The sequence below is a fragment of the Parachlamydia acanthamoebae genome (assembly GCF_000875975.1).
Lineage (GTDB): Bacteria > Chlamydiota > Chlamydiia > Chlamydiales > Parachlamydiaceae > Parachlamydia > Parachlamydia acanthamoebae.
The window spans coordinates 684,488-711,343 of record NZ_BAWW01000066.1 but is presented as its reverse complement, the minus strand read 5'-3'; the positions used below and the strand labels follow the sequence as shown (position 1 = coordinate 711,343).

Genomic DNA, 26,856 nt, shown 5'->3' with positions numbered 1-26,856 from the left:
ATGGATACAATCGCAATTAGCTGCCGAAATGTTAAGAAATGTTATGGCGAAAACGAGTGCCGTATCGAGGCCTTAAAAGGGATCGATTTGGATATTTACAGTGGTCAATTGACCTTGATGGTTGGTCCATCTGGATCAGGAAAAACCACATTATTATCGATCCTTACAACTATTTTGACTCCTGACGAAGGGGAGGTCTTCATTTTAGGCCATAATGTGAGTACAATGAACGATAACGAAAAAGCGATGTTGCGTAGAAACTATCTAGGAATCGTTTTTCAATCGCTTTTTCTGATCCCCACGCTCTCAATACTTGAAAATGTAGCCTTACCATTGCTCGTAGCCGGAAAATCAGAAGAAGAAGCGAATGAAAGGGCCTTAAATACATTAAAAGAATTAAATATGGCGCAACGGGCTGATTTTTCTCCCTCAAACCTCTCAAAGGGACAGCAGCAGAGAATTGCCATTGGACGAGCCATGGTCAACAATTCAAAAATTATTGTTTGTGATGAGCCTACCAGCTCTTTAGATAAAGCCTCTGGACTAGAAATTTTGTCTCTTTTAAGAGATTTAGCTCTCGCATCCAGAGCAATTTTTGTTGTCACACACGATCATCGCATTTTCCCTTTTGCTGATCGTATTATAACTATGAGTGATGGCCTTATAATTCCAGAGAACGATATATGAACAGAAATTATTTTTATCTCGTCTTAGCTGCGACTTTATGCAGCGTCCTTTTGATTCTTTTTTCCTTTTGGAAAAATGCAGAAGAACCCAAAAGTCCCGAATATTTTATTAAACCCCCTCTATCCCCTTTTAAATCATACATTTCAGGTGTAGGGGTTGTACAGCCGGTTTCAGGAAATATTCAAGTGGGAACTCCTGTAAACCGCATCATTGAAAAAGTATTCGTGACAGTTGGAGAAAAAGTCAAAAAAGGAGACATTCTCTTCAAACTTGAGAATAAAGATTTAATGGCTGATTTGTTAGTGAAACAAATGGCTTATAAAAGTGCTAAAGCGCGACTTCAAAAGCTGGAAGCACTTCCTCATCCTGAAGATTTAGCATCCGCTGAAGCAGCTCTCCAAAGTGCCCAAACGGAAATGAATGCGGCTAAAAGTCAATTTGATATGGTCCTCAGTTTACCTGATTCTCGTGCAATCAGCCAGGAAGAAAGCGACCGCCGTTATTTTAGATATCAGCAGGCTAAGGATCAATACAGAGAAGCGGAAGCAAAATTTGAAAAAGTTAAATCGGGAACATGGAAACCAGATCTCGAAATTGCGAATTATGAAACGATGTTTGCCAAAGCGAATGTCACCGCGATCCAAACCGACATCCAACGCACAATAATTCGTTCACCGATCGATGGAACGGTCTTGCAAATTAAAATTCACGAAGGGGAATTTTCCGTTCCGAGCAACGCTCGTACCCCCATTATGATCATTGGGGATACAACTGAAATGTATTTAAGGGTCAGCATTAACCAATTAGAAGTGGCCTATTTTAGTTCTACAGCTCCAGCAGTTGCATTCCTTCAAGGGGATGCTAGTCATGAATTTCCACTGGAATTTGTACGCATTGAACCCTTTCTTGTCGCAAAAGAAGACTTAACAAATGAAATTAACGAAAAAGTGGACACTCAGATCTTTCAAATCGTTTACAAGATTGTCAAATCAGATCCACACATTTTTGTGGGAGCTCGCATGGATGTATTTATCGAAAGGGAACTCTCTAAATGAAAATGATAAAAGCTCTTTTCTTCCTTAGCGTTTTTTTAGGTGGTTGCACGGTTGGTCCAAAATATGAGCCTCCCGGAATGGAAATGCCTACACAGTGGCATAGCGCTACTGAAGAAGGGATGAATGCTGAACCTTTGGACTGCTTTTTGTGGTGGAAATCTTTAAATGATCCTTTGCTTAATTCTTTAATTGAACAGGCTTCTCTGCAAAATCTCGATGTGCAGATCGCCATTTCCAGAATTCTCGAGGCCCGGGCTGCAAAAAAAGGAATTAGCGCACAGCTCTACCCACACATTGATGGCACCATTAATTATGGCCATGTGCAGTACAACAATAAAATTCTAAAAGATATCCTTGGAGCCTCTTGTATTGACCATCATCGCAAACGGAATGTCAATTTTTTTGAAATCGGTTTCGATGCCGAATGGGAAATCGATCTTTTCGGCAAAACAACACATGAATTAAATGCCGCACGCGCAGAAATTGGCTCCTCTATTGAAAGCCTGCGCGATTTAATGGTTTCTCTCACAGCAGAAATTGCAAAAAACTACATCGAAATTCGAGGTTCGCAACACCTCTTAGATATAGCTAAAAGCCATATTCAAACACAAAAAGAAACGACGTTATTGACAACGGGTCTCTTTGAAGCCGGATTTACGAGTATCATTGATCAATGGCAAACAGAAGAACAGCTCATGCTATTGGAATCTGAAATTCCAATGCTTGAACTTTCCATTGAAAAAGGCATTCACCGGCTTTCTATCTTGCTCGGATGCCCTCCTGCAGAACTCTTTTGCGTACTTAGAGAACACCATGACCTCCCCGAGCTTCCTCACTATAAACCTTTAGGAATCCCCTCTGCCTTGCTAAGAAACCGCCCAGATATTCGCAGAGCTGAACGAAATTTAGCGGCTTCCACTGAAAAAGTGGGAAGTGCGATGGCCGATCTTTTTCCTCGATTTTCATTAAGAGGATTTATCGGAGATGTTGCCACTCATTTAAGCCGCTCTAGCTTTGTGTGGTTTGCAGGCCCCCAATTACTAGCCCCTATTTTTAATAGCAAACTAATTCAGCAAGATATAGACCTTAACAAAATCAAAACTCAACAAGCCTTATATCAATACCAAAAAACGGTTTTAGAAGCTTTGGAAGAAACTGAGAATGCAATTGCTTCTTATCACCATGAACTTGAACATAATCGTAAGCTGTTTTCTGCTATGCAATTTAGTGGTGAATCCTATAACCAGCTCTTTCACCTTTATCAAACGGGCTTTAAGGGATATCTCGAGGTATTAGTCAGTCAACGCTCTCTTCTCTCAACTGAAAATGCCTTTTTGAAAAGTAAAATTCAGCTTCTCATGCATTACATTTCCCTTTATAAAGCATTAGGTGGAGGCTGGGAAACCACTTGCGATGATGCTTAGGCATGTTAATTGGGCGGGTTTACTCAATAAGGAGTCATGCCCAGCGCAGATTTAGCTGCCTTTTATTGTGCTACTCTATCCTATGGCAAAATCGGTCCCAATCGCCCATGGAAACTCATTATTTGTGATGTCAAAGCGGTCAGTTTAAAATAAATCGAAAGTCTTAGTCATTCCAGGGGATCTATTCCATGTGGAATCACCTTTAAAACTTCAATTGCCTTCATTCATTTTTGAAAGATTTTTCTAAAGTGTATGAAGGCATTCATTTTTATTCAAAAAGTCTAAATTTGACAAATAATCTAAATCCTTGCTAGAATCATTGCTTTGGAGGAAAAATGAAAGCAACTGATTGGAAAATTTATGATCCTTTGATTAAAGCTCTTGTCGAGCTTTTTCATCCCTACGTTGAAGTCGCAATCCACGACTTGGATCAAGGAAAAGTGGTAGCAATCTACCATAACTTTTCCCAAAGAAAAATTGGCGACCCCTCACCCTTACAAGAATTAAAAGTGAATACTCAGGAATTTCCTGATTATTTTTCCGCCTACTACAAAAAAAATTGGGACGGCCGCCTTTTGAAATGCACATCAATTACGATCCGCAATGCAAAAGGAAAAGCCGTGGGCTTGATTTGCTTTAATGTAGATGTCAGCCATGCTCAAGAAACCCATGAAAGACTTGCAGCATTCTTACAAATTAAAGCAGATGCCAAAAATCCTATTGACGCCTTTGGAAGCCAATGTGAAGATCAAGCTCTCTTCTTTATTCAACAGTACTTAGAAGAAAAGAAATTATCTCAAAATCATTTAAACAGAGAGCAAAAGTGCGAGCTTGTGCAACACCTCTACCACAAAGGTATTTTTAATTTTAAAAATGCCGCCCCCTTTCTCGCCCAATATTTATCGATTTCTCGGGCAAGCATCTACAATTATATTAAACAATTGGGAGAAGCGTAATGCGTACATATACCATTCATCACACTGATTCTTTTACAAATACGTTATTTGGTGGCAATCCAACCGTCACTGTCATTGGTGCAGATTCTCTGCATGAGAACGAAATGAAAAACATTGCCCGTGAAATGAACCTTTCTGAAACAGGCTTCATTCAAAAAAGTGAAAAAGCTGATTTTCGTTTAAGATTTTTTACGCCTCCAGGGAATGAAATCAAATTTTGCGGACATGCCACTGTAGGGGCATTAAATACGATCGCCCACGAAGGCCTTTATGGCTGCACGGAAGCTAAAAATTTTTTCACGATAGAAACGAATGCTGGCATTTTGGATGTCGAAATTGATTTATCCAAAAAACAGGCACCGCATTTTATTTTCGATGCTCCCAAAATCCGACTAGAGTCATCTCCCTATAACCTAGAAGAAACTCTTCGTGCACTAGATATCTCAAAAGAGCTGATAGATGCATCTAAAGCTCCTATGCTAGAAAAAACAAATCAATACCTTTATTTGACTGCGCGCAATTTAAAATGCTTAGAAAAAATTAATTTGAATCCGCGAAAAGCAATTGAATTTGCTAGCAAAGATCAAATTGTGGTCTTTTGTTTTTTAACGCATGAAACTTTTTCTACAAACAATCACATCCACGCGCGAGGCTTTGCTCCTCTTGTTGGGGTCCCTGAAGATCCTTTTACAGGTTCCATGCAAGGCGGATTAGCGGCCTACGCTCTTGACCAAAGAATCATTCAATCTGATCAAAAATGGATCCATGTCGAACAAGGACATTTTATGCATCGTCCTGGTTTTGCGAAATTGGAGATCATGCAAACAAAGCCCGTGCAGGTTAAGCTGCATGCAGAAGCGATGCATGTTTTTGCCTCTCAGCTCAAACTTCCTTAAGAATATGCAACTTTATCACCAAATAACCTTTGCTTGAATCCTTAGAGATCAGCGAAATCTTAAAGTGTCAAATTTACCTAAAAATTGAAACCCACCAAACGAGTGGGTCTTTCAAAAATAGAGGAATCGGCACTCCGTAATGATCGCTTTAAACGACACCTTCATTCCTGATCGAGAAGTTGCTATTGGAAAGAACTCAAGCTGTGCGGAGTTATTCAAGGCCTTCAGGAAATTGGATGAAGGAATATACCCATGCCACATCGGTGACATATTTTTTCTCTCGTATAGGTTCTTCGGATACCAGACGAAATCTTGCCAGGATTGTGAATCCGCCGATTCGACAAAGGGCTAGAATAAACGGGCCCCATGGGACATGTTTTGTGCTTCAAAGCTTTCAGTTTTTTAGAAGCTATTTACAACGAAACTAATGAAGCTTAAATCACTGTTACATAATCTAGTCTTTTCTCTGATCCCGTTCTTTACCTTTTTGGCCGAGTTTAAAGCTGGCCATTTTCTTAAAAAAGAGACCTACAGTAATGAAACCATTTGTCCCTTTTGAACAAATAATGGGTCGCTCCACAAAAGATAATCCTTTAGGTGTCAGAGAAAAATAAGCCCCTTCTAGCTGAGCATTCTGATCATTATGATGAGCTACTAATTTAAAAAATTTAAAGACTTCTTCTGATTTGAAATAGCCGCTATGGCTTTTGACAACAGAAGTGGCATTGATCAAGCAAACATTTTTAGCAATGGGCATTTGTTGAACAGCACTATCAAGACGTCCCGCGGGTTGCTCAGAATGAAAGAAGCGCAACCAAGGTAATATCTCATCTTTACAAGAATAAAGCACATAAATTTTTCCAACTTTAGATAATGCATATGGAAAGGCTTTACATTCTTCTCCTTCACATAAGATATTTTTTTCACCAACGACTCCGCCGGCGAAGAAGAGATTATTGACGTAGCGAATAGCGCCTTGATTTAACGCATGCATTGCAACAATAGTTCCCATACTGTGAGCTGCAATATCTAGATGTTTAGCCACCGATTGTATAGATGCGATGATGTGTGGCAGGCGCTTTTTGCCGGCGTATATCGCATTTTGTTCAGCTCGGGCATATTCATGCGGCTTTGCATAGGCTGGATACAAATAACCAATGACAATATCATAAATATGCCCAATGTTCTCAGCAACCCTCCCTAAAGTTTTTAATGCACCGTTGTAATCGACAGTGAATCCGTGGATAAGCACTAAAATTTTACGATCAGAAAATTTTTTAAAATCAAATTTATCGAACTCTTTCATCCATATCGTTCGACCTTTAGGCCGACGAACAGAACGACTTTTATCTTTGGAATAAACAAATTCGATCTTTGCTATATGCGTTTTTAATGAAAATTCACGGTTTTTACTCAAGGAATCACGATCACCAATCAAATATGTTTTTTTCGCTATACCAAAATTTTCATTCGGCTCTATGTATGTGTAGTTACGGCCAGGAGGTGGAGAATCAAAATCCGAGCGTTCACCGTTGTTTAATCTAGCTGATACAATATGTCTAGTAAGAGAAAAACTTGTATGGCTTTCTTCTAAGCCGGCTTCATGATAAAGGAGATTTATATCTGTGCTTGCTTTGTCATCACAATCATTGCCTTCATGTGAATCTGCATAGGTGGACCACATCAAAGAAAGATGGGTGCTATGAAAAAGCGGATTTTCTGAAGAACAACAATCCATTAAAGCCTCCTATTAATTAACTTAAGTGAAAAAATAAATTCAAATAAATTTTTATCTGAACAAAAAGGATTTCAACCTTCCAAATTGCTTCAACAAGGGAAAACAGACGAAAAAGAATTATAACAATTTATTGCCTTTGTAACGACTGTTTTCATAACCTGAAATTTTGTAGTAGATATCACATTTAGGAAATTTAGATCTGAATCATCACTTTTTTAAATTCACAAACATATTATATTTAGTTGTTTAAATAAGTGTACTTACGCAATAGTTTTCAGAAACTATTAAAAGGTTTTATTTTTGCCTATGCAACTTATTTAAATAGTCACTTTTCACTTATTGTTTTTTTTGTATAATTAAAAATAAATGCATTGGGAGAAAATGATGAATACATTGGCTTCACATATTAATGCGTATATTCAAAAAGCAGAAGTTTATGAAAAAGAGATCAGTGCAGATGAAAATCATCTAAATAATCTTCTGATTCAAATTTTTAAGGACATTGAATCCTTAAAATCAAGCCAAGCTAACAAGAAAGAACTATACAGCCTCCTCAACATTGCTATCTCAAAACTAAGCGCGGAAGATATGCAAAAACATAAACAGCAATTGTTTACGCAAATTGTGGCTGCCTTTAATTTAGACCCAGCAAAAATAAAAAAAATGGATGACTTAAAGGACATCGTCGAAACCGTTGATAAATACTCCCCGACTTCAACCTCTGCACTAGGCGTTCAACAACCTCACCCTATTGCAGCCCAACCTTTTCCTTCTTATCACTCCGAATCCACAAAATCTCAGCCTGGTGTTGCACAACCTCATCCTCAGCCTGCTTCAACAGAATGACAGCCACGCTGAAGAAAAAACCTGCAAAATCGTAACGGAATACCATTTAAATCCCCCTTTATTATTTATCTTTCTTCTTGTAAAGTATCCTTCTTCGCTCAATTAGTTGTTAATTGTCTTTGAGTTGATGCTTAAATTGGGCTTTAACTGTATTACAAGAGGGGAAATTCCATGTGTGGAATTGCAGGAATTCACCAAATTAAGCAAAACACCTATCCTCATCTTCATGCCCATCTTGATGTCATGAATCGCTTGCAAAAGCATCGAGGACCCGATGGTGAAGGCATTTGGAAACACCCCAACCGTTTTATTGGATTTGCGCATCGCCGGCTCAACATTATCGATATTGAAATGGGCTTGCAGCCGATGCAGGATTGTTATGGAAACACGATATGCTATAATGGTGAAATCTATAATTATCTTGAACTTAGGGCAGAGCTGAAAGATTATCCATTTAAAACCCATTCTGATACAGAAACTATTCTTGCTGCTTATCAAAAATGGGGAAAAGAGTGTGTCAACCATTTACGCGGAATGTTTGCCTTTGCCATTTGGGATGAGACCAATCAAAGACTATTTTGCGCACGCGACCGCTTTGGAATAAAACCCTTCTATTTTACTGAGATAAATCACACCTTATATTTTGCTTCGGAGGCAAAAGCTCTCCTCCCTTTTCTCCCTTCCATTGAGACCAATTTAGAAGCCTTGCAAGATTATTTGGTTTTTCAGTTTTCTCTAGGGACTAAAACGCTCTTTAAGAATATCCAAGAACTTCCTCCTGCTTATTCTTTGACGGTTGAAAAGGGAAAACATGTCTTTTCAAAGTATTGGGAAGTGTATTACGATCTAGATTTTGATCACACATCCCGATATTTTGAAGAAAAATTAAAAGATTTGATCGAAGACTCTGTCAAGCTTCATGGCAGAAGCGATGTTCCGGTTGGGGTATACATTAGCGGAGGCATCGACTCGGGGATTATTTCGGCAGTGACCGCACAATGCTCTCAAAATGGTCTGAAAGGGTTTAATGGGAAATTTGATCTGGGATCTGAGTATGACGAAAGCGAATACGCCCGTTTACTCGCCAAAGAAAACAACATTGAACTGCACGAAGTCAATATCACGAGTGAAGACTTTTTACAGACGATCCACCAGATTATTTATCATCTAGATTATCCCATTGCTGGACCGGGTTCTTTTCCTCAATACCATGTCGCTAAGTTAGCTTCTCAACATTGTAAGGTGGTATTAGGGGGGCAAGGAGGCGATGAAATCTTTGGTGGTTATGCCCGTTATCTAATTGCCTATTTTGAGCAATGTATCAAGGCCGCAATTAACGGAACGATGGATAATGGAAATTTTATCGTCACTTATGAATCGATTATCCCTAATCTCGCTTCGTTGAAAAATTATAAACCTCTCCTACAAGAATTTTGGAGAGAGGGTCTTTTTGAGGATATTGATAGCCGCTATTTTAGACTTATCAACCGAGCACCTTCATTGCAAGACGAAATTCGATGGGAGTGTTTTGGCCCATATTCTCCATTTAAAGAATTTCAAAATGTTTTTCATGGAAAAAATGTCACAAAAGAATCTTATTTTGATTCCATGACGCATTTTGATTTTAAAACGCTTCTACGAGCTTTGCTCCACGTGGAAGATCGGATGAGTATGGCACATGGCATTGAGTCCCGTGTCCCTTTTCTTGACCATCCTTTGATTGAATTTGCTGCCACAATGCCTTCGAACATCAAATTTAAAGATGGCACACTGAAGAAAGTCTTAATTAATACGATGCAACATGTTCTTCCTCAAGGAATTCTTAATCGCAAAGATAAAATGGGCTTCCCTGTTCCTCTTAATCATTGGTTAAAAAATGATTTAAAAGATTTTGCACACGACATTTTCTCTAGCCAATCTTTGCAAAGTCGCCCTTATTTTAATTCCACAAGTATCTTAAAAAATCTGGGTTCCGAATCTAAATTTGGAAGGAAAATTTGGGGATTACTTTCTCTCGAGCTTTGGCATAGGCTTTATCACGATAGAGCGCCCGAATTTAGAAAAATGGTTCGAGATGCGGAAGAAAGAATACCATTTACTACACTGTCAGTATAAACTTAATTTAATGCTTTTTAAGAAAGGAAAAGCCACACATGAAAGTTCTCATCACAGGTGGTGCTGGATTTATTGGATCCCACCTAGCAGATCACTTGCTGCAAAACGGTCATCAGGTTGCTGTTATCGATAATTACCAAACGGGTCGTCGAGATAATTTACAGCCACACCCCCACTTACAAGTTTTTGAAGGCACAATTGCGGATAAACACTTCGTTGATTCGATCTTTGAAATGTTTTCTCCCGATAAAGTGGTTCATGCAGCTGCAGCTTACAAAGATCCAGATAATTGGGAAGAGGATGCTCAAACAAACGTCTTAGGAACCATTTATGTGACTCAAGCGGCCAAAAAAGCGGGTGTCGATCGTTTGATTTATTTTCAAACAGCCCTATGCTATGGTTTAAAACCTTCCGAGCAACCGATTACGCTCGATCATCCGATTTCATCATGCGGAAGCAGCTACGCGATTAGCAAAACGGCAGGAGAGCATTATATCGAGCTCTCAGGGCTTAACTTTATTTCGTTTCGTTTAGCGAATGCTTACGGCCCACGCAATCTAAGTGGACCTTTGCCTACTTTTTTTCACCGCTTAACCACCCAAAAAGCTTGTTTTGTGATGAATACACGACGAGATTTTATTTACATCGATGATCTTGTTCAAGTGGTTGTAAAAGCTCTGAATGGAGAAGGAAAAAAAGGTTATTATCATATCTCCAGTGGATCCGATTACTCGATTAAAGAACTGTTTGACGAAACGGTTAAAGCACTTGACATCACACTCGACCAAGAAGTGGAAGTCAGAGAACGAAATCCAGATGATGTCTTCACAATCTTGATCGATCCAACTAAAACAAACCAGGATTTCAGCTGGAAAGTCTCAACACCGCTGAGTCAAGGCGTCAAAGCTGCGATTGAATGGTATAAGGTCCATGGGATCACACAAACCTTTACCCATCTACGTTTAGAAGAGAAGAGTCATACATGAAAACCATTGATCAGGCATTTAATCATCAAAAAGTTCTCATTGTAGGGGGAGCCGGATTCGTGGGCAGTAATCTCGTCCATGAAATTCTCTCAACGTCTCCACACGCAAGTGTCCATATTGTTGATAATTTGCTATCTGCAGAAAAATTGAATATCCCTACAGATCCACGTGTCAGTTTTACGGAAGGATCGATTGCAGATGATCATGTTTTAGACCAGTTGCAAGATGAATATGCCTTTATTTTTCATCTTGCAACCTATCATGGCAATCAAAGTTCGATTCATGATCCTCTAGCGGATCACCAAAACAACACGCTTACGACTTTAAAGCTCTTTGAAAAAATCAAAAGCTTTACGTCCTTAAAAAAAGTGGTTTATTCTGCGGCAGGATGTGCGATTGCAGAGAAAACGTTCGATGAAGCCCATGCTTCAAAAGAAATTGATACCGTGAGTCTGGATATGGATAGTCCTTATTCCATTTCCAAAATCATTGGAGAATTCTATTCCAAGTATTATGTCAAACAACATGGAAGCCCGATCGTCAGAGCACGTTTTCAAAATGTTTATGGTCCACGTGAAATTTTAGGAGCGGGTCAATGGCGTGGAACTCCTGCGACAGTTTGGCGCAATGTGATTCCCACGTTTATTTATCGCTCTTTAAAACAAGAGGCTCTTCCTCTAGAAAATGGAGGAAATGCATCTCGTGATTTCATCTATGTCAAAGACATTGCACGTGGACTCATGCATTGTGCTCTTTATGGAACAGCTGGAGACGTGTACAATTTGGCAAGCGGCAATGAGATCACCATTTCCACCTTGGCTGAAACAATTAATAAACTCACTGGCAATCCAACACCTACCCAAAATTTACCTAAAAGATCTTGGGATAATTCGGGGAAAAGATTTGGATGTCCCGAGAAATCATTCCTCCAATTGGGTTTTAAAGCGAAAACAACTTTTGAAGAAGGCATTGCCTTGACCTTGCAATGGACAAAAGAGCATTTAGCTTTAATCGAAACAACAATGGCCAAACACACCAATAAAATGAGCTAAATTCTTATGTTGGAATTGTTCTTTATTGGAATATGTTTATTTATTAATGCCCTACTAGCAGGATCGGAAGCGGCTTTTATCGCCGTGAGTAAATCCTCTTTAAAGGCTTTGATTAGGCAAGGTAACGAGAAAGCAAAATTACTGCTAGAGATGCGCGAAAACCCGGAACGCACACTTTCAGTGATGCAAATAGGGATTTCTTTTGTGGGTGCTTTTGCCGCGGCGATCGGTGGTGCAGGAGCTGGGGAGAAGATCGCTCCTTGGCTCGTTCATCATTTTGGATTAAAGGAAACTTCCGCAGAGCTTCTTTCTATTTTATTAGTTGTCCTTCCCCTTACTTTTGCCAGCGTTGTGCTTGGCGAGCTTGTCCCTAAAACATTGGCTCTCCGGCGCTCCCTCTCTTTCTCCTTTGTTGCAGCCCCTTGGATAAATTTTGCAAGCCGCATCCTCTATCCCACCGTGATTCTTTTGGAGTGGACCACCAAACAAATCATTGCTCTTTTCCCTAAAAAACATACAGCTCCGGAAGATCAGGAAATTTCTTCTTTAGATTTGGAAAATCTAATATCTCCTCTTAATAAGCAATATATGGTTAATCTTGTTAAAATTGAAAAAACCAGTGTGGCTGAAATTATGGTTAAATGGGATAGCGTTGTTTCGGTTAATATCGCAGATCCCATCGAGAATGTGGCTATAACGGTAATTTCTTCTGGACATACACGTCTTCCTATACTAAAAGATGAAGAAGTGATCGGGATCTTAAATTCGAAAGAATTTTTCGCATTCCAAAAATCAGGGAACTCTAATTGGCCATCCTTAGCAAGACCGATTGTGGCGATGCAGGAAAGTGCGCCTATTTTAACAGCACTACGTATTTTGCAAGAAAAACACACCCATATGGGCATCATTTATCTTGGAACCGCAAAAAAGGGAATTGTCACAATGGAAGCCATTTTTGAAGAAATTATTGGTGATATCTACGATGAAGATGATGATGGGGCGATTCAGAAAATCCTCAGTTCAAGGCGACATTTTAAATAGAAACGATTTTAATTTATTTCTTTCGCAATTTAGATTATACTTTTGTTTTATCTTTATTATGCCTCCTAGGAAGTTAGGTTAAATATGTACTTAGTCATTCTCCTTTATGCTCTATTCGCTAGTGTCTTCACTATTTCCAAGACTGGCTTGCAATATGCTCAACCTTTTTTCTTTGTGGGCACACGCATGCTATGTGCTGGGATTTTAATGTTAGCCTATCAGTTTTTCCGGGCACGTGACCAATTTACCATTTCTAAAAAAGATCTTTTTCTATTTGTCGGGTTAGGCTTTTTTAGTATCTATCTAACAAATATTTTGGAATTTTGGGGGCTTAAATACTTAACCACTTTTAAAACCTGTTTTATTTATAGCCTTTCCCCTTTCGTATCCGCTCTTTTATCCTATCTTCTATTTTCAGAAGTAATGACTGGGAAAAAGTGGTTAGGACTTCTTATTGGATTTTCAGGATTTATTCCGATTCTTTTAACGACCACCCAAGAAGAAGAATTAACCGGTCACTTTTTTATTCTGTCTTGGGCAGAAATTGCGGTGATCATCGCGGCTATATCGAGTGTTTATGGCTGGATTCTACTCAAACAACTCGTTGCTGACCGCGGCTATTCCCCCATGATGGCGAATGGTGTAAGCATGCTGATTGGAGGTTCATTCGCCCTTATTCATTCATGGGGCGTCGAAAGCTGGAGTCCTGCTCCTTATAACGAATTCTTCCCCTTCGTTGAATGTGCGATTTTGCTAATCATTGTTTCAAATCTGATTTGTTACAATTTATATGGGTTTTTACTGCGCAAATATTCTCCCACTTTTATGTCCTTTGCTGGTTTTACCACACCTTTCTTTACGGCCTTATTTGGCTGGTTTTACTTGGGAGAGACCGTTTCATTACCTTTCTTTATCTCGGCCGGCATTGTTTTAATCGGACTTTTTGTGTTCTATTTGGAAGAACTCAAAAAACCCATTGTTGTACAAACTCCGGAACCTTCAGCTGAACTTATTAATGGCTAAATGCAATTTTTTTCACGCTGTTGTTTGCTAAATTTCAGTTTTTCATTTTATTTATTATAAAATGTATTTAGTTTTACAAAACCACACTTCCTTATCATTAGTTAACGAATAAAAACTAAATACAGAAAAACAGCTTAAATAAATTGAATATTTTTACTTAAACGTTTAATTAAAATAATACATTTGGTCTCCCAAAAGTTCTTAAAGTAAGTAGAAATCTCTTGTATAAATTTCGAAACAACACTATAACCCTGATATATATCGGTATTGAGCGATCAGGGATTACGCCATGGCATCTCCAAAAGTTGAAAGTGATGGTTTCTTTCAGCTAGATCACATTTTTTTTAATGAACAAATTAACAAAGTGATCAGTTTTGTAGAACCGCAAATTGAAAAAATAATTAAAGGGCATATTTTATTTCATGCACTTTTTTTATTTACGATATTTATTGAAATATCACTTTTAATTTCTTTTTTTGCATTTTTAATTAACTCTTCATTTTTAGCTTTTAGTTTAGCTTTTATTTTTCTCACCGTTTTTACTTATTTTATTTTGACTCTCTACTTTCAAACAAAAAAACGAGAGCAACTAACTGATGTTAAGGAACGTTACTTAAAAGCATGTAAAAATTTATTTAGCTATAAAGAAGGCGTTCCTGAGCATCATGTATCCCTCGCCAACGCTTGCTGCAAATTTGCAGCACACCTAGATGGAAAAGAATATACTTTTTATCGCCCTCCCGCCTTTTTGAATTCTCTTACATCTTCTTTTGAAAAGCTAAGCTGCCAATTGCATTGGGAAGACATTCATCGAACGAAAGAGTTACTTCTGAATACATCCGTAGAAGAATATTTACGTTTAGTTCGTTTTGAACCCACCAATTTAGAAGTTCACGCAGCTCTTGCAAATGCCTATGTGATGCTATCAGGTCTTTATGCCCAATCCCCTGAAACGGAGGGTACAGCTGAAGATCGATGGATTCCTCCTCAAAGAAATAGTGAAGCTTTTGCTCTTCAATTCCGTAAAACTGCTGAAAGAGCCATTGAAGAATTTAAAATTTTGAACGACTATGCTCCTAATGATCCTTGGATTCACGCCCAGCTGGCTTATAGCTACCATGATTTAAGGATGCCTGAGGAAGAAATCCGAGAATATGAAGCCATTTTAAAGCTCTGCCCACACGATCTCGATACCCTATTTAAATTAGGGGCGCTTTACTTTCAGCAAGGCGCCAATGCTCAAGGTTTGCGTATCTACGAAGAATTAAAAAAAGCCAATTACAAAAAAGCTGATTATTTAATTGAACATTATGGTTCCTACCATAAAAGCCTTGGCTCATTCTAAAAAAACAACAAAAAATATTTGATTTTTTTATCTTTCATTCCCATTGTCAAGTTTAAAGACAGGTCACCAATAAGGGCTCTTCCTTTTTCCGGTGGTGTTCTAGATTTTATCGCTATCTAGCTACTTTTTAACTTTTATCAAAGGGTTAAACAATTATGTTTTGTACAAACTGTGGAGCTCCCTTATCGGACAATAGCCAATTTTGCCCTTCTTGCGGTAAAAAGGCTAATCCACAAGAGCCTGGTCAGATACCATCACCACCTTCGCCTCCGTTACAAAAAAAATTTCGCTGGAAAAAATGGCTCTCTATTTTTGCCATCCTCGCTCTTCTTTTTTTCATATTCGTTTACATTGCATCTAAGGAATTAACAGAGACAGTAGAAAAACAACTGGAAGCCTTAAGAGCTAATAAAATTACGGAAGCCTATTATAGCTATACATCTAAAGAGTTCCAAAATACCACAAGTCTAGACAAATTCAGGGAATTCATTCAGCATCAACCAGCTTTTCATAAAAATAAAACGATTAACTTCTATGAGTCTACTTTTCAAGATAATATTTTAACACTCAAAGGCATATTGATTTCTAAAGACAATCAAAAGTTAAATATAGAATACAAGCTTATTGACGAAGACGGTTTTTGGAAAATCTTAAGCATCGAGCTCATTGACCCTCACATTTCTAATTCGAGCTCTGAACAACAAAATCAACTCCAAATGCTCGTAAAAAACCAATTAGCCTATTTAAAAGCTGAGGATTCACATAGCGCTTATACCAAAACAATATCCAAACAATTCCAAAAAGAAACGCCTTTTGATGAATTTGAAAAATTTGTTTCAACCTACCCTTTTGTATTTAATTATGAACATATCGATTTTAAAGATTTTGTTAGTTCAGAAGAGCGTCCACAGATAGTTGTTATCCTCCACACCCCTTCAGGAAAATACCCGATTGAATATGAGCTTGAAAAAGAACATGGACAGTGGAAGGTCTGGAGTATGCGTTTTTATCTGACTTCAGATAAAAATTCTCCTTTGAATAATCCCGCTAAAAGCTTGCAAATTGTTGTGGATAAACAATTGTCGGCGATTTCAAAAGGCAAGTTAAAAGAAGCTTACCAACTCACTTCCAAAGAATTTCAAATCAACACTCCTTTACCTTTATTTGAAAAATATATCAAAGAATTCCCCCTCTTAAGCCAATATGAATCGATCAAATATGGTCAATCAGTCATTGAACGTGAAATTGGTGTCATAGAAGTTGAATTACACCAACTCAATAAGAGTATGACAATTGACTATGCTTTAAAAAAAGAACTTGGAAATTGGAAAATTTGGGGAATGCAAATCAATCAAACGGTTCAGAAAGGCGAATTGGTTACGTATTAAGATATTTTCTCTTGTTGTGCATCCTCACATCCAGTACAATAGCGCTAAAACTCGGTTAAAGCCGCATGGATGAAGCACAATTACACGCTACGGAAATCGTCAAAAAACTTGTCAAAGCAGGATATATTGCCTATTTTGCCGGAGGCTGGGTCCGCGATTATCTCATGGGCCACCCGTCCTCTGATATCGATATTGCAACCAATGCCCCGCCAGAGAAAATTTTAGATCTATTCCCTCACACTTTACTCGTTGGTCTTGCCTTTGGGGTCGTCATCGTTCTCATCGAAGGACATCAATATGAAATTTCCACATTTCGTCAAGATTTTGATTATCTCGATGGACGTAAACCCTCAAAAATTCAATTATCAACACCTCAAGAAGATGCTAAAAGACGTGACTTCACCATCAACGGGATGTTCTATGATCCAATCGAGGATACCATTTTTGATTTTGTACGCGGAGCCGTAGACTTAGATCTTGGTATCATTCGCACAATAGGCAACCCTCAAGAACGTTTTTTAGAAGACCGCTTGAGAATGGTACGCGCGATCCGCTTCGCCTCCCGTTTTGGTTTTATCATTGATACTGATACGCAAGAAGCCATCATTGAAAATGCATCAACTCTTTTTCCATCGGTCGCGATGGAAAGAATCTGGCAAGAATTCTGCAAAATGAGTAATTACCCTTCTTTCGACCACGCTTTAATCGAACTCCATCGGTTGCAACTCTTAGCTGAAATTTTTCCAACCCTTGCAAATACACATTTAAATGCTATCAAACACCGCGTCAAAAGCTTTCATTTGTATCCTCACGAAACCCCAACAATCCTCTATCTCGCACAGCTGTTTCCTGATCTTTCTTTGACAACCCTTTTAGATATTTTTAAAGAACTGAAAACAAGCAAACGGGATTGCCATTATGTCGAAGTTTATCGAAAAGGTCAAAATTTGATGAATAGTGCCAATGCGGGTGACAACTGGGTCGAATGGACCCATTATTATGCTCTGCCAGAAGCACAAATTTGTCTTGATATCATGATAGCCAATGCCGCAACAGAGGAAGAGCGAACAGATTTAGCAAACTTCCATAAAAACCTGAGAAAAAAACTAGCCAAACATATTGAACGAATCCAACACAAAAATTCCCTCATTTCTTCCGCTTTTTTGATGGATCAAGGGATTCTTCCTAGTAAACAAATGGGCCTTCTTTTAAAAGAAGCTGAGAAGATCGTAATTTTAAATAATCTCGAAAATGCACAAGATGCCTTGTCGAGTCTTAAACAATCCCCCTTATGGCCATTATGATGACTAATATCCGATCACTTTCTAGTTTACAAAATCCTCTTGTTAAGCATTTAGTAAAAATTCGTCAAAATAGCGATTACAGACAAGAGCATCAAAGTGTCGTTTTAGAAGGGAGCACGGTCATTGCCGAAGTGGCTAAAACACATCCCATCAAAAGGCTTTTGACAGTAGACTTATGCTTAATCCCTTCTGAAATTTCTGCTGAGGAAATCCTTCAGGTTGATCAAGCCATTTTGGATAAAATATCGGGCATGCAACATTCTCCAGGAGTCTTGGCTGAAGTCAAAATGCCTTCCCCCTCACCTTTGAAAAACATCCGCTCTCTACTCGTTCTCAATCAGATCAATGATCCTGGAAATTTGGGCACACTCATTAGAAGCGCTTTAGCTTTTGGGTGGGAAGGCATATTTATTGTGAATCAAAGTTGCGATATTTTTAATGAAAAAGCCATCCGCTCAGCTCGCGGAGCAACGTTTCGCCTTCCCTATCGAAAAGGGGATTTACAAGAGCTTGAAGAGATTCTCACTCACAATAAATTAACAACTTGGGTAGCCGACGTTTCAGGTACTCCGATGCAAGACATCACAGCCCCTGAAAAAGTCGCTTTAGTACTTAGTAACGAAGCTCGAGGGGTCTCTTCTTCCACCCATCCTTTATTTTCTCAACATGTGACAATTCCGATGTCTGGAAAAATGGAATCTTTGAATGTGGCTGTAGCAGGAGCAATTTTACTCCATTATTTAAAAAAATAACCCACCTATGTTTTTAGCATATGACTCGCGTCAGTTGGAATTAATCCGGACTCATTTAAAAGATATCGAGGATTGGAAAACAATTGAGTTACATGACAAATACATTTCCTTAGATGCCTCCCATACAAGCAAAAGTGTATCTTTGCTCAAAGTGAAGTTAATCTGTAAACATGTTTTTGGCTATATTCAAGCGCAATTAAATCTACTGAAGCCTGGTCTTGAAATTTCTTTAAAGCAGGATATTGAATGGATTCAAAACGACCATCTTTTAAGCATTATTGAAACTAAACTTTTAAAGAAATTCCGTAAAAAAACACACCCTCAATTTTTTTTTGAAAAACAACTTCTTCAATGCTTTTTCCTAAGAGATCAGATTCAAATTCACTGCATTCTATCTCTCGCCAATAGTCGCCCCCTTCTCGAGGATGAAATCAACGATTTACATCTATGCTTGAAGCACCTTGCACTCGATAATCGGTACATCCCTCTTGTCAATGAATGGCTTTATAAAATCTTGCTGAAGAATCATTCTCTTGGAATGAAACTCTGTATTCGCTTGTTTGAAGCTTATCCACATCTATTATTTAAAGAAAATGGAGGAGGGATTGCATTTTTCAACTATTCCATTCAAACACACGATGTCTCATTCTTTTGCTTTCTGATGGCCCATCATGCAACTTTAATAGATCCTCTTCTTCATCGCATATTTGAAAAAAATGAAAAATCCTATTCGAAACTCTTAGATGCGCTTTTTGTTCACCTAATTAAAAACCATCATAAAACAGCAATTAAAAATTTGTACCTCTGGTTTAATAACTATCCCAAAGCGAAGCATCGATGGGCAAAAACCTTGTTAAAAATGATCAAGAGTAATCAAAAGAATACAAATAAAGCCTTAATTAGCATTTTTTCTGAGATCTATGAATTGCTTAGCTGCCGCGAGAAGAAACAATTTCTCATCAGAGCTAAAGGATATGAGAATCTCAGTGTTTTTCAATTTTTATTATTAAAGAATTTTGATGATAAAGATTCTATTCCTTCTGCCTCTTACAATGAATATTTATTAGCTGTCTATGCCTGCATTTTGTTTTGGATCAAAGATCCAAGTTATCTCTATTGTCGTCTAGAGGAAGTTTTTGAAGATTCCAAAGATGAAATAATAAAAAAATTGATAAGCATTGCACTTAAATATTCCAATCATAGCTTAGTCAGGCTTCCTTGTTATGCTGAAAAAGATCAAAAACAATCAGATTCTGAAGAGTACCCTACAAAAACAAGTGCCTTTTTTTTAAAATTGATGGGTTTCTGTCTTCAAACGAGATGTAAGGAAACCCTATGTCGAGCAAATTATGTGGCTTCTTTGATGGCCAAACACGATGACTCTTTTCATCTTTTTTACCGGTATTATTTAAAACAGAAGAATGAAGGAAAATCGCTTAACAAAATCGAATGTACTTTTATCAAAGCCTTGTCAACCAAAACGCCCATAAAGCTAGGTTTAAACCCACATCACGTATCCTCAGAGAAAAGACAATTATTGCAAAGTTTAGTAAACACACAAGAAATTCAAAAATTTAAATCTTCCTACTGGGAATTTAAAACCCTCTTTTTCGAACAGTCTGACAATCCAGCAACAACACTTTCTAACTCTTTGAAAAGTATTTCTAAAATAGAAGGATTTTCCACATATGCTTTAGAAAATCGAATTTCTTGGATTAGAGATTGCTTTTTTCGATTGCCCTCACAAGAAATGCTCACCCCTTTTATTGGGACAGAAAAAAAACCAAGAACGATTTCTGAAACGTGCTTAAAAAAGATTTTGCCTAAGTCATGTACTTATTTTACGCCCTCTTTTACTTTGCGCCATCATTTAATGGGAGAGGCTTACAATAATCGGTATTTAGATGCGCTTGAACCGAGTGCTCTTCCTTTTCAATACAAATGCGCCACTTTTTACTTTGAAGGAGGTAATCTTTTACATGCCATCAATACGCAAGGTTACATGATGGTTTTGAGTGGGGGATTAAACGTGACTTACTCCTATTTAATCGCGGAGGCTCACCATACTTTTAATGACCGCATCTTGCAGCAACGCATAATAGAAAAAATTGAACAACTAGAAAATCAAGGGATCTTGACTGAAGAACTGATAAACAAGACAAAAAAAACACTTAAACATGTCTTGAATAGAAGCGTTTCAAATGCAGATGCTTCTAAAGCAATCGCAAAGATCGAAGTGATTAAAGACACCATGGAAAAAGAACTCGGTTATCCACTCGTTATTTTGGAACCCGCTTACGGTTTTCAACAAAATCAACTGGATCTTCACATTGATATGTTCGTTCTTCCTGCCCCCAATGGGGTGATTTTTTTACAAAGTCATCATGTCACAACCCAGACGTTAGAACACATTTTATCCCAAGCTCGTTTGTCTTTTTTAGAAAGAAAAACATTGGAATCATTTTTAGAACATGCTCTGTTACTTCGAGAAAGAGATGAAATGCGCCTTCAGAGGATACAGGAAGAATTAGAAAAAAAAGATTTCATCGTCATCCCCATTCCTGGCATTTATATCAATTCTGAATATACCATTAACTATATGAATGCGATAGCTGGAAAAGGAAATTCAGGAGATTTTATCATCACAAATGGCTTCAAAGGCATTCCAGGAGAAAGTTATTTGCGTGACACCTTTACGCTCATTCTTCAATCTGCAGGCATCAATTCTGCTTACTTCTGCGGAAGTCCGCTTAACAGAATCCTTGAAACCACGGCTGATATCGATAAAGAATCCCATGATTACATAAACTTAAGCGGGGGGCTGCATTGCCGCACACTAGAATGCTGAGGACTCCTTTAAATTAAATAGCAAACAAGCATTCAGAGCTGTTTGCTGACGAAAGGCATCGATTGAAATATCTTTGACATCTGCAAGTATTTGAGCGGTTTCTGTTAAATAAGCAGGTTCGTTAGGTTTTCCTCGCTTGCTTTGGGGAGCCAAATACGGAGAATCTGTTTCAATTAACAATTGCTCCAAAGGAACCATTTTAGCCACCTGACGAAGTTCTTCACTTTTTTTAAATGTTGCAATACCGCTTAATGACAAATACCACCCTCGCTCAACCACTTCTTTGGCTTCCGCAAGAGTTCCTGTAAAGCAATGTAGAACACCTGGTCCATGTTTTCCATTCCAAACATATTCTTCATCCAGAATACTAAAAAAGTCCTTAAATGCATCGCGACAATGAATGACCACTGGCAAATGTGTTTCTCGAGCCAATTGAAAGTATTTTCTCAAGTATATTTTTTGGACTTCAGCGGTCGCATGATAGTAATAATAATCCAACCCTGTTTCTCCAATCGCAACTAAATGCCCAGCTTTAGCATGCTCTTCCACGATGGGAAAGAAAGTTTCACCTTCTTTTTCCACATCATGGGGAGGAGAGGAAGCCGCATTGTGCACCCAAGGATAACGCTTTGCAAGCAAAACGCCTTGTTCAAGTGATGCAACATCTGTGCAGATGTTGACCACTTTTTTAATTCCTGCGACTGTGGCTCTAGCTAATACCTCATCTACCAGAGATACCATTGACTTGCCTGTCAAATGCGCATGTGAGTCAAAGTAATAGCTCTCATTAGTGATTACTTTCAAGGGAGTCTCCTTCAGAAGAGGCAATCTTTTTAAGATCGCCTTCAACAGCGCTTAGATGTTCAATCACAACATCAGGTGTCAAAACTTGCGGAAGAATCGTTGGCGATCCCTCAGAGGCTCCATACAATAAGTAAAGAGGAACGCCATTTCGACCAAACTGTCGCAAAACTTTTGTGATTTCTTCGTCGTTGCTTGTCCAATCCGCTTTCATTTTGACCACTCCAAGTTCCTGGAATTTATTTTCCACTTTTTCCATCGATAGAACAAGATGGTTTGTTTGGCAGATTAAGCACCATTTTGCTGTAAAGTCAATGAATACAGGAACACCTTGTTTTTGCAATTCAGCCACTCTTTCCGCTGAAAACGGTTCCCATTCCCCTTTTTCATAAGAAGCGATAGACGTTTCAGGCGGTAAGCTTGCGGATAAATACACGGTATAACAACCAACCATCAAGCACGTTAAAGCAAATGCACCACTTAAGAAACGTGTTCTTTTAGAATTAATGAGCGTGCCCCAGCGACCATATGCCCAAAAACCAAGGGTGATGAGCAAGAAGGCGAAGAGCACCATCAGCAAGGCCATGCTGCTTGTTTGAGCTGAGTAGACCCACAGCAACCATAAAACGGTTGCCATCATCATAAAGCCCATCAATTCTTTGAATGTCACCATCCAATTTCCTGGCTTTGGTAAAAACGCAAGTAAGCTAGGAAAGAATGAAAGCAGAAGATATGGAAAAGCCATTCCTAAACCTAAGCATGTAAAGACAAGAAGAGCGTAAACAGGTGGAAGTGTCACTGCAAAGCCAATAGCTGAACCAAGAAAAGGTCCTGTGCATGGAGTTGCCACAGCTGTCGCTAATACACCACTGAAAAAGGATCCGCTCAGCCCTTCTTTTTTCGTCCCTGGGTTTGCCTGGGCCTGCCCTGCAAGAGAAGCGAAAAATGTTCCAAATTCGAAAATTCCAAACAAGCTTAACGCAAAGATCATTAATCCTGTCGCTAAAATCACCACAAAAATGGGTTCTTGAAGCTGAAATCCCCAACCAACCGATTTTCCGTAGACTTGTAAGACTAACATGGCAATCGCTAAGGCCCAAAAGGAAACCAAAACACCGAGTGTAAACATCATTCCATGCTTCAATACCAGCAGTCGATTTTGCCCGGACATTTTGACAAAGCTTAAAACTTTAAAGGATATCACAGGAAGAACGCATGGCATCAGATTTAAAATCATCCCCCCAACAAAGGCGAATAATAACGCTAATCCCAATCCTCCTTCAAATTCTGAGCCAGTAGATGCTATCTCATCATTGGATTGATTGCCTAATACAACAGCCTTTTTTAAGTCTTGAGGGTCCACAAATCCAATGAGAGCCTTTTCATCACCATGAATAGGCAGGTCGATGTTTAATGCAATAGGCTCACTCTCGCTCACATTATGAAGTAATAACACACCTTTTAAACGATCACTTGCAGAGGATCCTTCCGCCATTGTAATGAGATATTCACCTGCTGAATTGCTTGTTGAAGTCGCGATTGGTTCTTTTTTAAGATCCACTAATTCCGCTGTTTCAGGAAAAAATGCAGATGTCGGAGAAGCGATTTGGTCAACTCCAGACAAGTGAATCACAATCAGCCCATCTTTTCTGACAGCGCGGATCTTTTCATGATTTGTAGGCAATTTTTCTACTGCGGAAGAAACCATCTCTTTCCACATGTTACTTTGAGAATTAGGATGTACAGGGAGTGTTAAAGTCACTTCAGTTTCTCCTGGCATGCAATTGGCATCCGAGCAAACCAACCAATGAATAACGGCCTTTACTTCGACATTTCCCCCCGCAAATTCTTTAGTAGGAGTCATTTTTGTCAAAAGCAAAATGTCCCCTTCATATCCCATTCCAACTGTGGAGTTTGAACTGAATTTTTGAGGAATTGGCCATTCGATTTCACCCGCTTGAATATTTTGTGGAAGATTCCAGTCAATGTGAGTTGCAAAACCTGCGTCTCCTGGATTTTTCCAATATGAGTGACAACCTTCTTGATGCTGCAAACGAATACCAACCCAAAAAGGAACATCCGCTTGAAGAGAGGATTGATCGTAGATCAGCTCAATCTTAACGGGTGAGGATTCTGGAACCGCATCGCTGTAAAGAGAGAACCCAGGAATCATAAAGAACAAGCACAATAAAAATAAAATTCTGCCTTTGTCTTTTATTCTGTTTACAAACGTGGAATTAAGCAAGCCACACCTCCGTTATTGCTCGATCACCTTTCCCTCTCTCTGATACTTAGTTGATACGCTGTGATTTCCCAGCTCTTTTAAGCATCTTGACAAATACTTAGCTAATCGATTATTAAACCCTTCTATCATGTTCTTTGAGATATTTAATCGATGTAATTCGATTTTATCTCTGTTTATTAATCCTCAAAGGATATGCTATAAGAAATACAAATTCTTTGTTTCCAGTAAGAAAACGTTAATTATAAGGGATATCCAAATGTTTGTAAAGAAATTATTATCTAATAGCAATCCTTTCTTTAACGCTTTTATCAATTCTGACACTCTGGGAAAAGGCATTTTTATTGCATTAATCCTCTTATCAATTATCAGCTGGATTATCATCCTTTTTAAAGTTTTGCAAGCAAGAACGGCAGAATCTTCCGCCTCAAATTTTTATCAACTATTCCAAAGCAATAAGTATAGCCCCTTAAACATCGAATATAACGGAATTTCTGAAAACCCTTTTTATTCCCTGTATAGTACGATGAAAAAATACACATTGGAAATTTTAAACAAAAATCGACGTTTTGCAGCCCAAGAAAACGCGAGTTCCTATCTTTCGAAGGCCGACCTCGCTTTTATCGAAAATCATGTCTTTTCAGAAGTCACGCAGCAAATTAAGCAGCTGGAAAAAAATCTTTTTTTTCTTTCCACCATCGTTAGTCTTGCACCGTTTCTTGGATTATTGGGGACTGTGTGGGGAATTCTCATGACTTTTTCTGAACTCCATGGAAATGCGGCCGGTACACATCAAATGGTTTTAGGAGGCCTCTCCATGGCTCTCGCCACAACCGTTTTAGGATTAATTGATGCTATTCCGGCTCTCGTGGGATACAACTACTTAAAGAATCGCTTCCACGACTTCGAAATGCAATTAGAGGGTTTTGCAAATGAAATCCTAGCATCAGTCGAGATGCAATATCGCCGCGTAGATACACAATAAAGAGTTGATTATGGGAAGTTTTAGAAGAAGATACGCGAAGTCAACCATAGAAGAACCTGTGATCAATCTAACACCTTTGATTGACGTGGTTTTTGTCATTTTAATTATGTTTATCATTATTGCTCCACTTGTTGAGATGGAACAAATTGAGCTGGCCCATGCTTCACAAGCCTCCAAGGATGTCTCCTCTGTTCAAGCAAATAGCCCTATTCACATTCATGTCAAAAGAGACAACACTGTTTTCTTAAATAAAGAATTAGTTTCGCTGGTTGATTTGCCAACTCTACTTCTTCGACAAAAACAAGCTTTTCCAGATGCATCCCCTCAATTATTTCATGATCAATCTGCTTATTTTGGAACCTATCAACAAGTAAAAAACGCGGCTGAAGAAGCTGGATTTGCTAAAATGGATGTGATCCTTAACCCCTCTTAAGTGCTATGCGTGTATCTTTGTCAAAAAATGCTCTTTTTTTCTCTATCGCCATAGGAGTAACACTCTTTCATGTTTTATTCATGACAATGGCTTACTACGGTTTTGGCTCACCTATCGTTCAATTTGTCACCCCTAAACCCATGGCAGTGCAAACGATTTCTCTTTCTCCTCGCTCGAACGCCACTGCTGCAAAAATTGTTAAGCCTATTCCAGCTCCAAAAGAAATAGCTGTTTCTAAACCAAAAAAAGATATAACACTTTCGCCTAAGGCGAAGGAAAAGAAGCCTGTTCAAGAAGCTCCAAAAGAGATAGCCATAGCTCCAAAACCAAAAGAAAAGCCCGTGGTTGAAAATCCCAAAAAATCTCCTCCTAAGACAGAAAATAAGCCGAAAAATCCCCCTAAAAAAAATACAACCGATGTGACAAAAAAATCCCCCGCTCCTCAATCTGAAGTTTCTCCATCATCAAAGGAAAATTCGACACAGGATCTTGCGGCAAAGAAAAAAGAAAATCTTCTGCTTGCTGCACGAGAAAGTATTGCAAAAATTCAGCTAAAAAATGATAAAGTTAAGGCAATTTCGGAAGGAACTCTTTCGCTTGGCAAAATCGAAAGCTTAAGTATCGATCGCCTAGACGATGCGCAAAATGCTGAAAATAGATCTAGTGAGGTTCAATACCACGAAAAATTGGCCTATTTTCTAAAAAAAAATCTCCATTTAGTTGAACCAGGAGATGTAAAAATTAAGTTAACCTTAAATCGTCTAGGAAAAGTGACCCAATTGACGATCGCCTATGCGGAAAGCCGCCTGAATAGAGAGTTAATTGAAAAGTCTATTCCAAACCTAAGTTTTCCAAGTTGGCAAGCCCACTTTCCAACACAGCAAACCTATACATGTTCCATGACCTTAAGTCATGATGCCTTACCCCTTTAACCATGAG

At 38.5% G+C, this 26,856-nt stretch carries 22 protein-coding genes; 19 read left to right on the top strand and 3 right to left on the bottom strand.

Annotation, left to right across the window (positions count from 1 at the left end; genetic code table 11):
• The 5 genes from AOM43_RS12690 to AOM43_RS12670 all read left to right on the top strand — a co-directional run bounded on the left by AOM43_RS12690 (position 1) and on the right by AOM43_RS12670 (position 5,018).
• Positions 1 to 687 (top strand): ABC transporter ATP-binding protein, encoded by a 687-nt coding sequence (locus tag AOM43_RS12690; RefSeq protein WP_006340472.1) that lies wholly within the window; start codon positions 1 to 3, stop codon positions 685 to 687.
• Positions 684 to 1,742, top strand: a complete 1,059-nt coding sequence (locus AOM43_RS12685) for an HlyD family secretion protein (protein WP_013925730.1) — start codon at positions 684 to 686, stop codon at positions 1,740 to 1,742. Before AOM43_RS12690 ends, AOM43_RS12685 begins: the two co-directional genes overlap by 4 nt.
• Positions 1,739 to 3,166 carry an efflux transporter outer membrane subunit gene (locus AOM43_RS12680; RefSeq protein WP_059360573.1) on the top strand — a complete coding sequence of 476 codons (1,428 nt, stop codon included), beginning with the start codon at positions 1,739 to 1,741 and terminating at the stop codon, positions 3,164 to 3,166. Before AOM43_RS12685 ends, AOM43_RS12680 begins: the two co-directional genes overlap by 4 nt.
• A gap of 335 nt (positions 3,167 to 3,501) precedes the next feature.
• The gene (locus AOM43_RS12675; RefSeq protein WP_013925735.1) at positions 3,502 to 4,122 is read left to right on the top strand and encodes a helix-turn-helix transcriptional regulator; all 621 of its coding nucleotides are present in this window, start codon (positions 3,502 to 3,504) and stop codon (positions 4,120 to 4,122) included.
• Positions 4,122 to 5,018 (top strand): PhzF family phenazine biosynthesis protein, encoded by an 897-nt coding sequence (locus AOM43_RS12670; RefSeq protein WP_059360571.1) that lies wholly within the window; start codon positions 4,122 to 4,124, stop codon positions 5,016 to 5,018. The genes AOM43_RS12675 and AOM43_RS12670 overlap by 1 nt, the downstream gene beginning before the upstream one ends.
• Before the next feature lie 454 nt (positions 5,019 to 5,472).
• Here the strand turns inward: AOM43_RS12670 and AOM43_RS12665 are convergent, their stop codons facing one another.
• Entirely contained in the window at positions 5,473 to 6,756 is a 1,284-nt protein-coding gene (locus AOM43_RS12665) for an alpha/beta hydrolase (protein WP_059360569.1), read from the bottom strand.
• 381 nt (positions 6,757 to 7,137) lie between these two features.
• Here AOM43_RS12665 and AOM43_RS12660 point away from each other — a divergent pair, with 381 nt between their 5' ends.
• From AOM43_RS12660 to AOM43_RS12610, 11 genes are all read left to right on the top strand, one after another.
• Positions 7,138 to 7,602 carry a hypothetical protein gene (locus tag AOM43_RS12660; RefSeq protein ID WP_226987534.1) on the top strand — a complete coding sequence of 155 codons (465 nt, stop codon included), beginning with the start codon at positions 7,138 to 7,140 and terminating at the stop codon, positions 7,600 to 7,602.
• Between the two features lie 171 nt (positions 7,603 to 7,773).
• Positions 7,774 to 9,717: an asparagine synthase (glutamine-hydrolyzing) gene (gene asnB, locus AOM43_RS12655; RefSeq protein WP_013925741.1), complete on the top strand. Its 1,944-nt coding sequence runs from the start codon at positions 7,774 to 7,776 to the stop codon at positions 9,715 to 9,717.
• 38 nt (positions 9,718 to 9,755) lie between these two features.
• A complete protein-coding gene (locus tag AOM43_RS12650; RefSeq protein WP_013925742.1) occupies positions 9,756 to 10,703 on the top strand; it encodes an NAD-dependent epimerase/dehydratase family protein in 948 nt (315 codons plus the stop codon).
• Positions 10,700 to 11,755 (top strand): NAD-dependent epimerase/dehydratase family protein, encoded by a 1,056-nt coding sequence (locus tag AOM43_RS12645; RefSeq protein WP_013925743.1) that lies wholly within the window; start codon positions 10,700 to 10,702, stop codon positions 11,753 to 11,755. Before AOM43_RS12650 ends, AOM43_RS12645 begins: the two co-directional genes overlap by 4 nt.
• A gap of 6 nt (positions 11,756 to 11,761) precedes the next feature.
• Positions 11,762 to 12,796 (top strand): hemolysin family protein, encoded by a 1,035-nt coding sequence (locus tag AOM43_RS12640; RefSeq protein WP_059360564.1) that lies wholly within the window; start codon positions 11,762 to 11,764, stop codon positions 12,794 to 12,796.
• Between the two features lie 84 nt (positions 12,797 to 12,880).
• Positions 12,881 to 13,819, top strand: coding sequence for a DMT family transporter (locus tag AOM43_RS12635; protein ID WP_006340636.1), 939 nt, complete (start codon positions 12,881 to 12,883; stop codon positions 13,817 to 13,819).
• Positions 13,820 to 14,108: 289 nt separating this feature from the next.
• Positions 14,109 to 15,164 (top strand): tetratricopeptide repeat protein, encoded by a 1,056-nt coding sequence (locus AOM43_RS12630; protein ID WP_006340637.1) that lies wholly within the window; start codon positions 14,109 to 14,111, stop codon positions 15,162 to 15,164.
• A 155-nt stretch (positions 15,165 to 15,319) separates the two neighbouring features.
• Positions 15,320 to 16,552 carry a DUF4864 domain-containing protein gene (locus tag AOM43_RS12625; protein WP_059360562.1) on the top strand — a complete coding sequence of 411 codons (1,233 nt, stop codon included), beginning with the start codon at positions 15,320 to 15,322 and terminating at the stop codon, positions 16,550 to 16,552.
• Positions 16,553 to 16,617: 65 nt separating this feature from the next.
• Positions 16,618 to 17,856, top strand: a complete 1,239-nt coding sequence (locus tag AOM43_RS12620; protein WP_059360560.1) for a CCA tRNA nucleotidyltransferase — start codon at positions 16,618 to 16,620, stop codon at positions 17,854 to 17,856.
• A complete protein-coding gene (locus AOM43_RS12615; RefSeq protein ID WP_226987533.1) occupies positions 17,856 to 18,608 on the top strand; it encodes a TrmH family RNA methyltransferase in 753 nt (250 codons plus the stop codon). The genes AOM43_RS12620 and AOM43_RS12615 overlap by 1 nt, the downstream gene beginning before the upstream one ends.
• Positions 18,609 to 18,615: 7 nt before the next feature.
• Complete coding sequence (locus AOM43_RS12610) at positions 18,616 to 21,456, top strand: hypothetical protein (RefSeq protein ID WP_059360556.1); 2,841 nt, start codon at positions 18,616 to 18,618, stop codon at positions 21,454 to 21,456.
• Here the strand turns inward: AOM43_RS12610 and AOM43_RS12605 are convergent.
• A complete protein-coding gene (locus AOM43_RS12605) occupies positions 21,445 to 22,260 on the bottom strand; it encodes a TatD family hydrolase (protein ID WP_079978278.1) in 816 nt (271 codons plus the stop codon). The genes AOM43_RS12610 and AOM43_RS12605 overlap by 12 nt on opposite strands.
• Positions 22,244 to 24,430: a protein-disulfide reductase DsbD family protein gene (locus AOM43_RS12600; protein WP_006340643.1), complete on the bottom strand. Its 2,187-nt coding sequence runs from the start codon at positions 24,428 to 24,430 to the stop codon at positions 22,244 to 22,246. The genes AOM43_RS12605 and AOM43_RS12600 overlap by 17 nt, the downstream gene beginning before the upstream one ends.
• Positions 24,431 to 24,758: 328 nt before the next feature.
• Between AOM43_RS12600 and AOM43_RS12595 the strand changes: the two genes are divergently transcribed.
• From AOM43_RS12595 to AOM43_RS12585, 3 genes are read left to right on the top strand one after another with little or no spacing between them, the layout of a single operon-like run.
• Positions 24,759 to 25,484: a MotA/TolQ/ExbB proton channel family protein gene (locus AOM43_RS12595; RefSeq protein ID WP_059360554.1), complete on the top strand. Its 726-nt coding sequence runs from the start codon at positions 24,759 to 24,761 to the stop codon at positions 25,482 to 25,484.
• A 10-nt stretch (positions 25,485 to 25,494) separates the two neighbouring features.
• Positions 25,495 to 25,917: an ExbD/TolR family protein gene (locus tag AOM43_RS12590; RefSeq protein ID WP_059360553.1), complete on the top strand. Its 423-nt coding sequence runs from the start codon at positions 25,495 to 25,497 to the stop codon at positions 25,915 to 25,917.
• Between the two features lie 5 nt (positions 25,918 to 25,922).
• Entirely contained in the window at positions 25,923 to 26,849 is a 927-nt protein-coding gene (locus AOM43_RS12585; RefSeq protein ID WP_006340647.1) for a hypothetical protein, read from the top strand.
• Positions 26,850 to 26,856 lie beyond the last annotated feature (7 nt).

Bases quoted from the DNA above. Each gene is read 5' to 3' on its own strand.
- AOM43_RS12640 (WP_059360564.1), top strand. From the start codon at position 11,762: ATGTTGGAATTGTTCTTTATTGGAATATGTTTATTTATTAATGCCCTA.
- asnB (WP_013925741.1), top strand. From the start codon at position 7,774: ATGTGTGGAATTGCAGGAATTCACCAAATTAAGCAAAACACCTATCCT.
- AOM43_RS12610 (WP_059360556.1), top strand. From the start codon at position 18,616: ATGTTTTTAGCATATGACTCGCGTCAGTTGGAATTAATCCGGACTCAT.
- AOM43_RS12665 (WP_059360569.1), bottom strand. From the start codon at position 6,756: ATGGATTGTTGTTCTTCAGAAAATCCGCTTTTTCATAGCACCCATCTT.
- AOM43_RS12630 (WP_006340637.1), top strand. From the start codon at position 14,109: ATGGCATCTCCAAAAGTTGAAAGTGATGGTTTCTTTCAGCTAGATCAC.
- AOM43_RS12690 (WP_006340472.1), top strand. From the start codon at position 1: ATGGATACAATCGCAATTAGCTGCCGAAATGTTAAGAAATGTTATGGC.
- AOM43_RS12590 (WP_059360553.1), top strand. From the start codon at position 25,495: ATGGGAAGTTTTAGAAGAAGATACGCGAAGTCAACCATAGAAGAACCT.
- AOM43_RS12625 (WP_059360562.1), top strand. From the start codon at position 15,320: ATGTTTTGTACAAACTGTGGAGCTCCCTTATCGGACAATAGCCAATTT.
- AOM43_RS12685 (WP_013925730.1), top strand. From the start codon at position 684: ATGAACAGAAATTATTTTTATCTCGTCTTAGCTGCGACTTTATGCAGC.
- AOM43_RS12600 (WP_006340643.1), bottom strand. From the start codon at position 24,430: ATGATTCCTGGGTTCTCTCTTTACAGCGATGCGGTTCCAGAATCCTCA.
- AOM43_RS12670 (WP_059360571.1), top strand. From the start codon at position 4,122: ATGCGTACATATACCATTCATCACACTGATTCTTTTACAAATACGTTA.
- AOM43_RS12585 (WP_006340647.1), top strand. From the start codon at position 25,923: ATGCGTGTATCTTTGTCAAAAAATGCTCTTTTTTTCTCTATCGCCATA.
- AOM43_RS12680 (WP_059360573.1), top strand. From the start codon at position 1,739: ATGAAAATGATAAAAGCTCTTTTCTTCCTTAGCGTTTTTTTAGGTGGT.
- AOM43_RS12595 (WP_059360554.1), top strand. From the start codon at position 24,759: ATGTTTGTAAAGAAATTATTATCTAATAGCAATCCTTTCTTTAACGCT.
- AOM43_RS12645 (WP_013925743.1), top strand. From the start codon at position 10,700: ATGAAAACCATTGATCAGGCATTTAATCATCAAAAAGTTCTCATTGTA.
- AOM43_RS12660 (WP_226987534.1), top strand. From the start codon at position 7,138: ATGATGAATACATTGGCTTCACATATTAATGCGTATATTCAAAAAGCA.
- AOM43_RS12615 (WP_226987533.1), top strand. From the start codon at position 17,856: ATGACTAATATCCGATCACTTTCTAGTTTACAAAATCCTCTTGTTAAG.
- AOM43_RS12620 (WP_059360560.1), top strand. From the start codon at position 16,618: ATGGATGAAGCACAATTACACGCTACGGAAATCGTCAAAAAACTTGTC.
- AOM43_RS12650 (WP_013925742.1), top strand. From the start codon at position 9,756: ATGAAAGTTCTCATCACAGGTGGTGCTGGATTTATTGGATCCCACCTA.
- AOM43_RS12635 (WP_006340636.1), top strand. From the start codon at position 12,881: ATGTACTTAGTCATTCTCCTTTATGCTCTATTCGCTAGTGTCTTCACT.
- AOM43_RS12675 (WP_013925735.1), top strand. From the start codon at position 3,502: ATGAAAGCAACTGATTGGAAAATTTATGATCCTTTGATTAAAGCTCTT.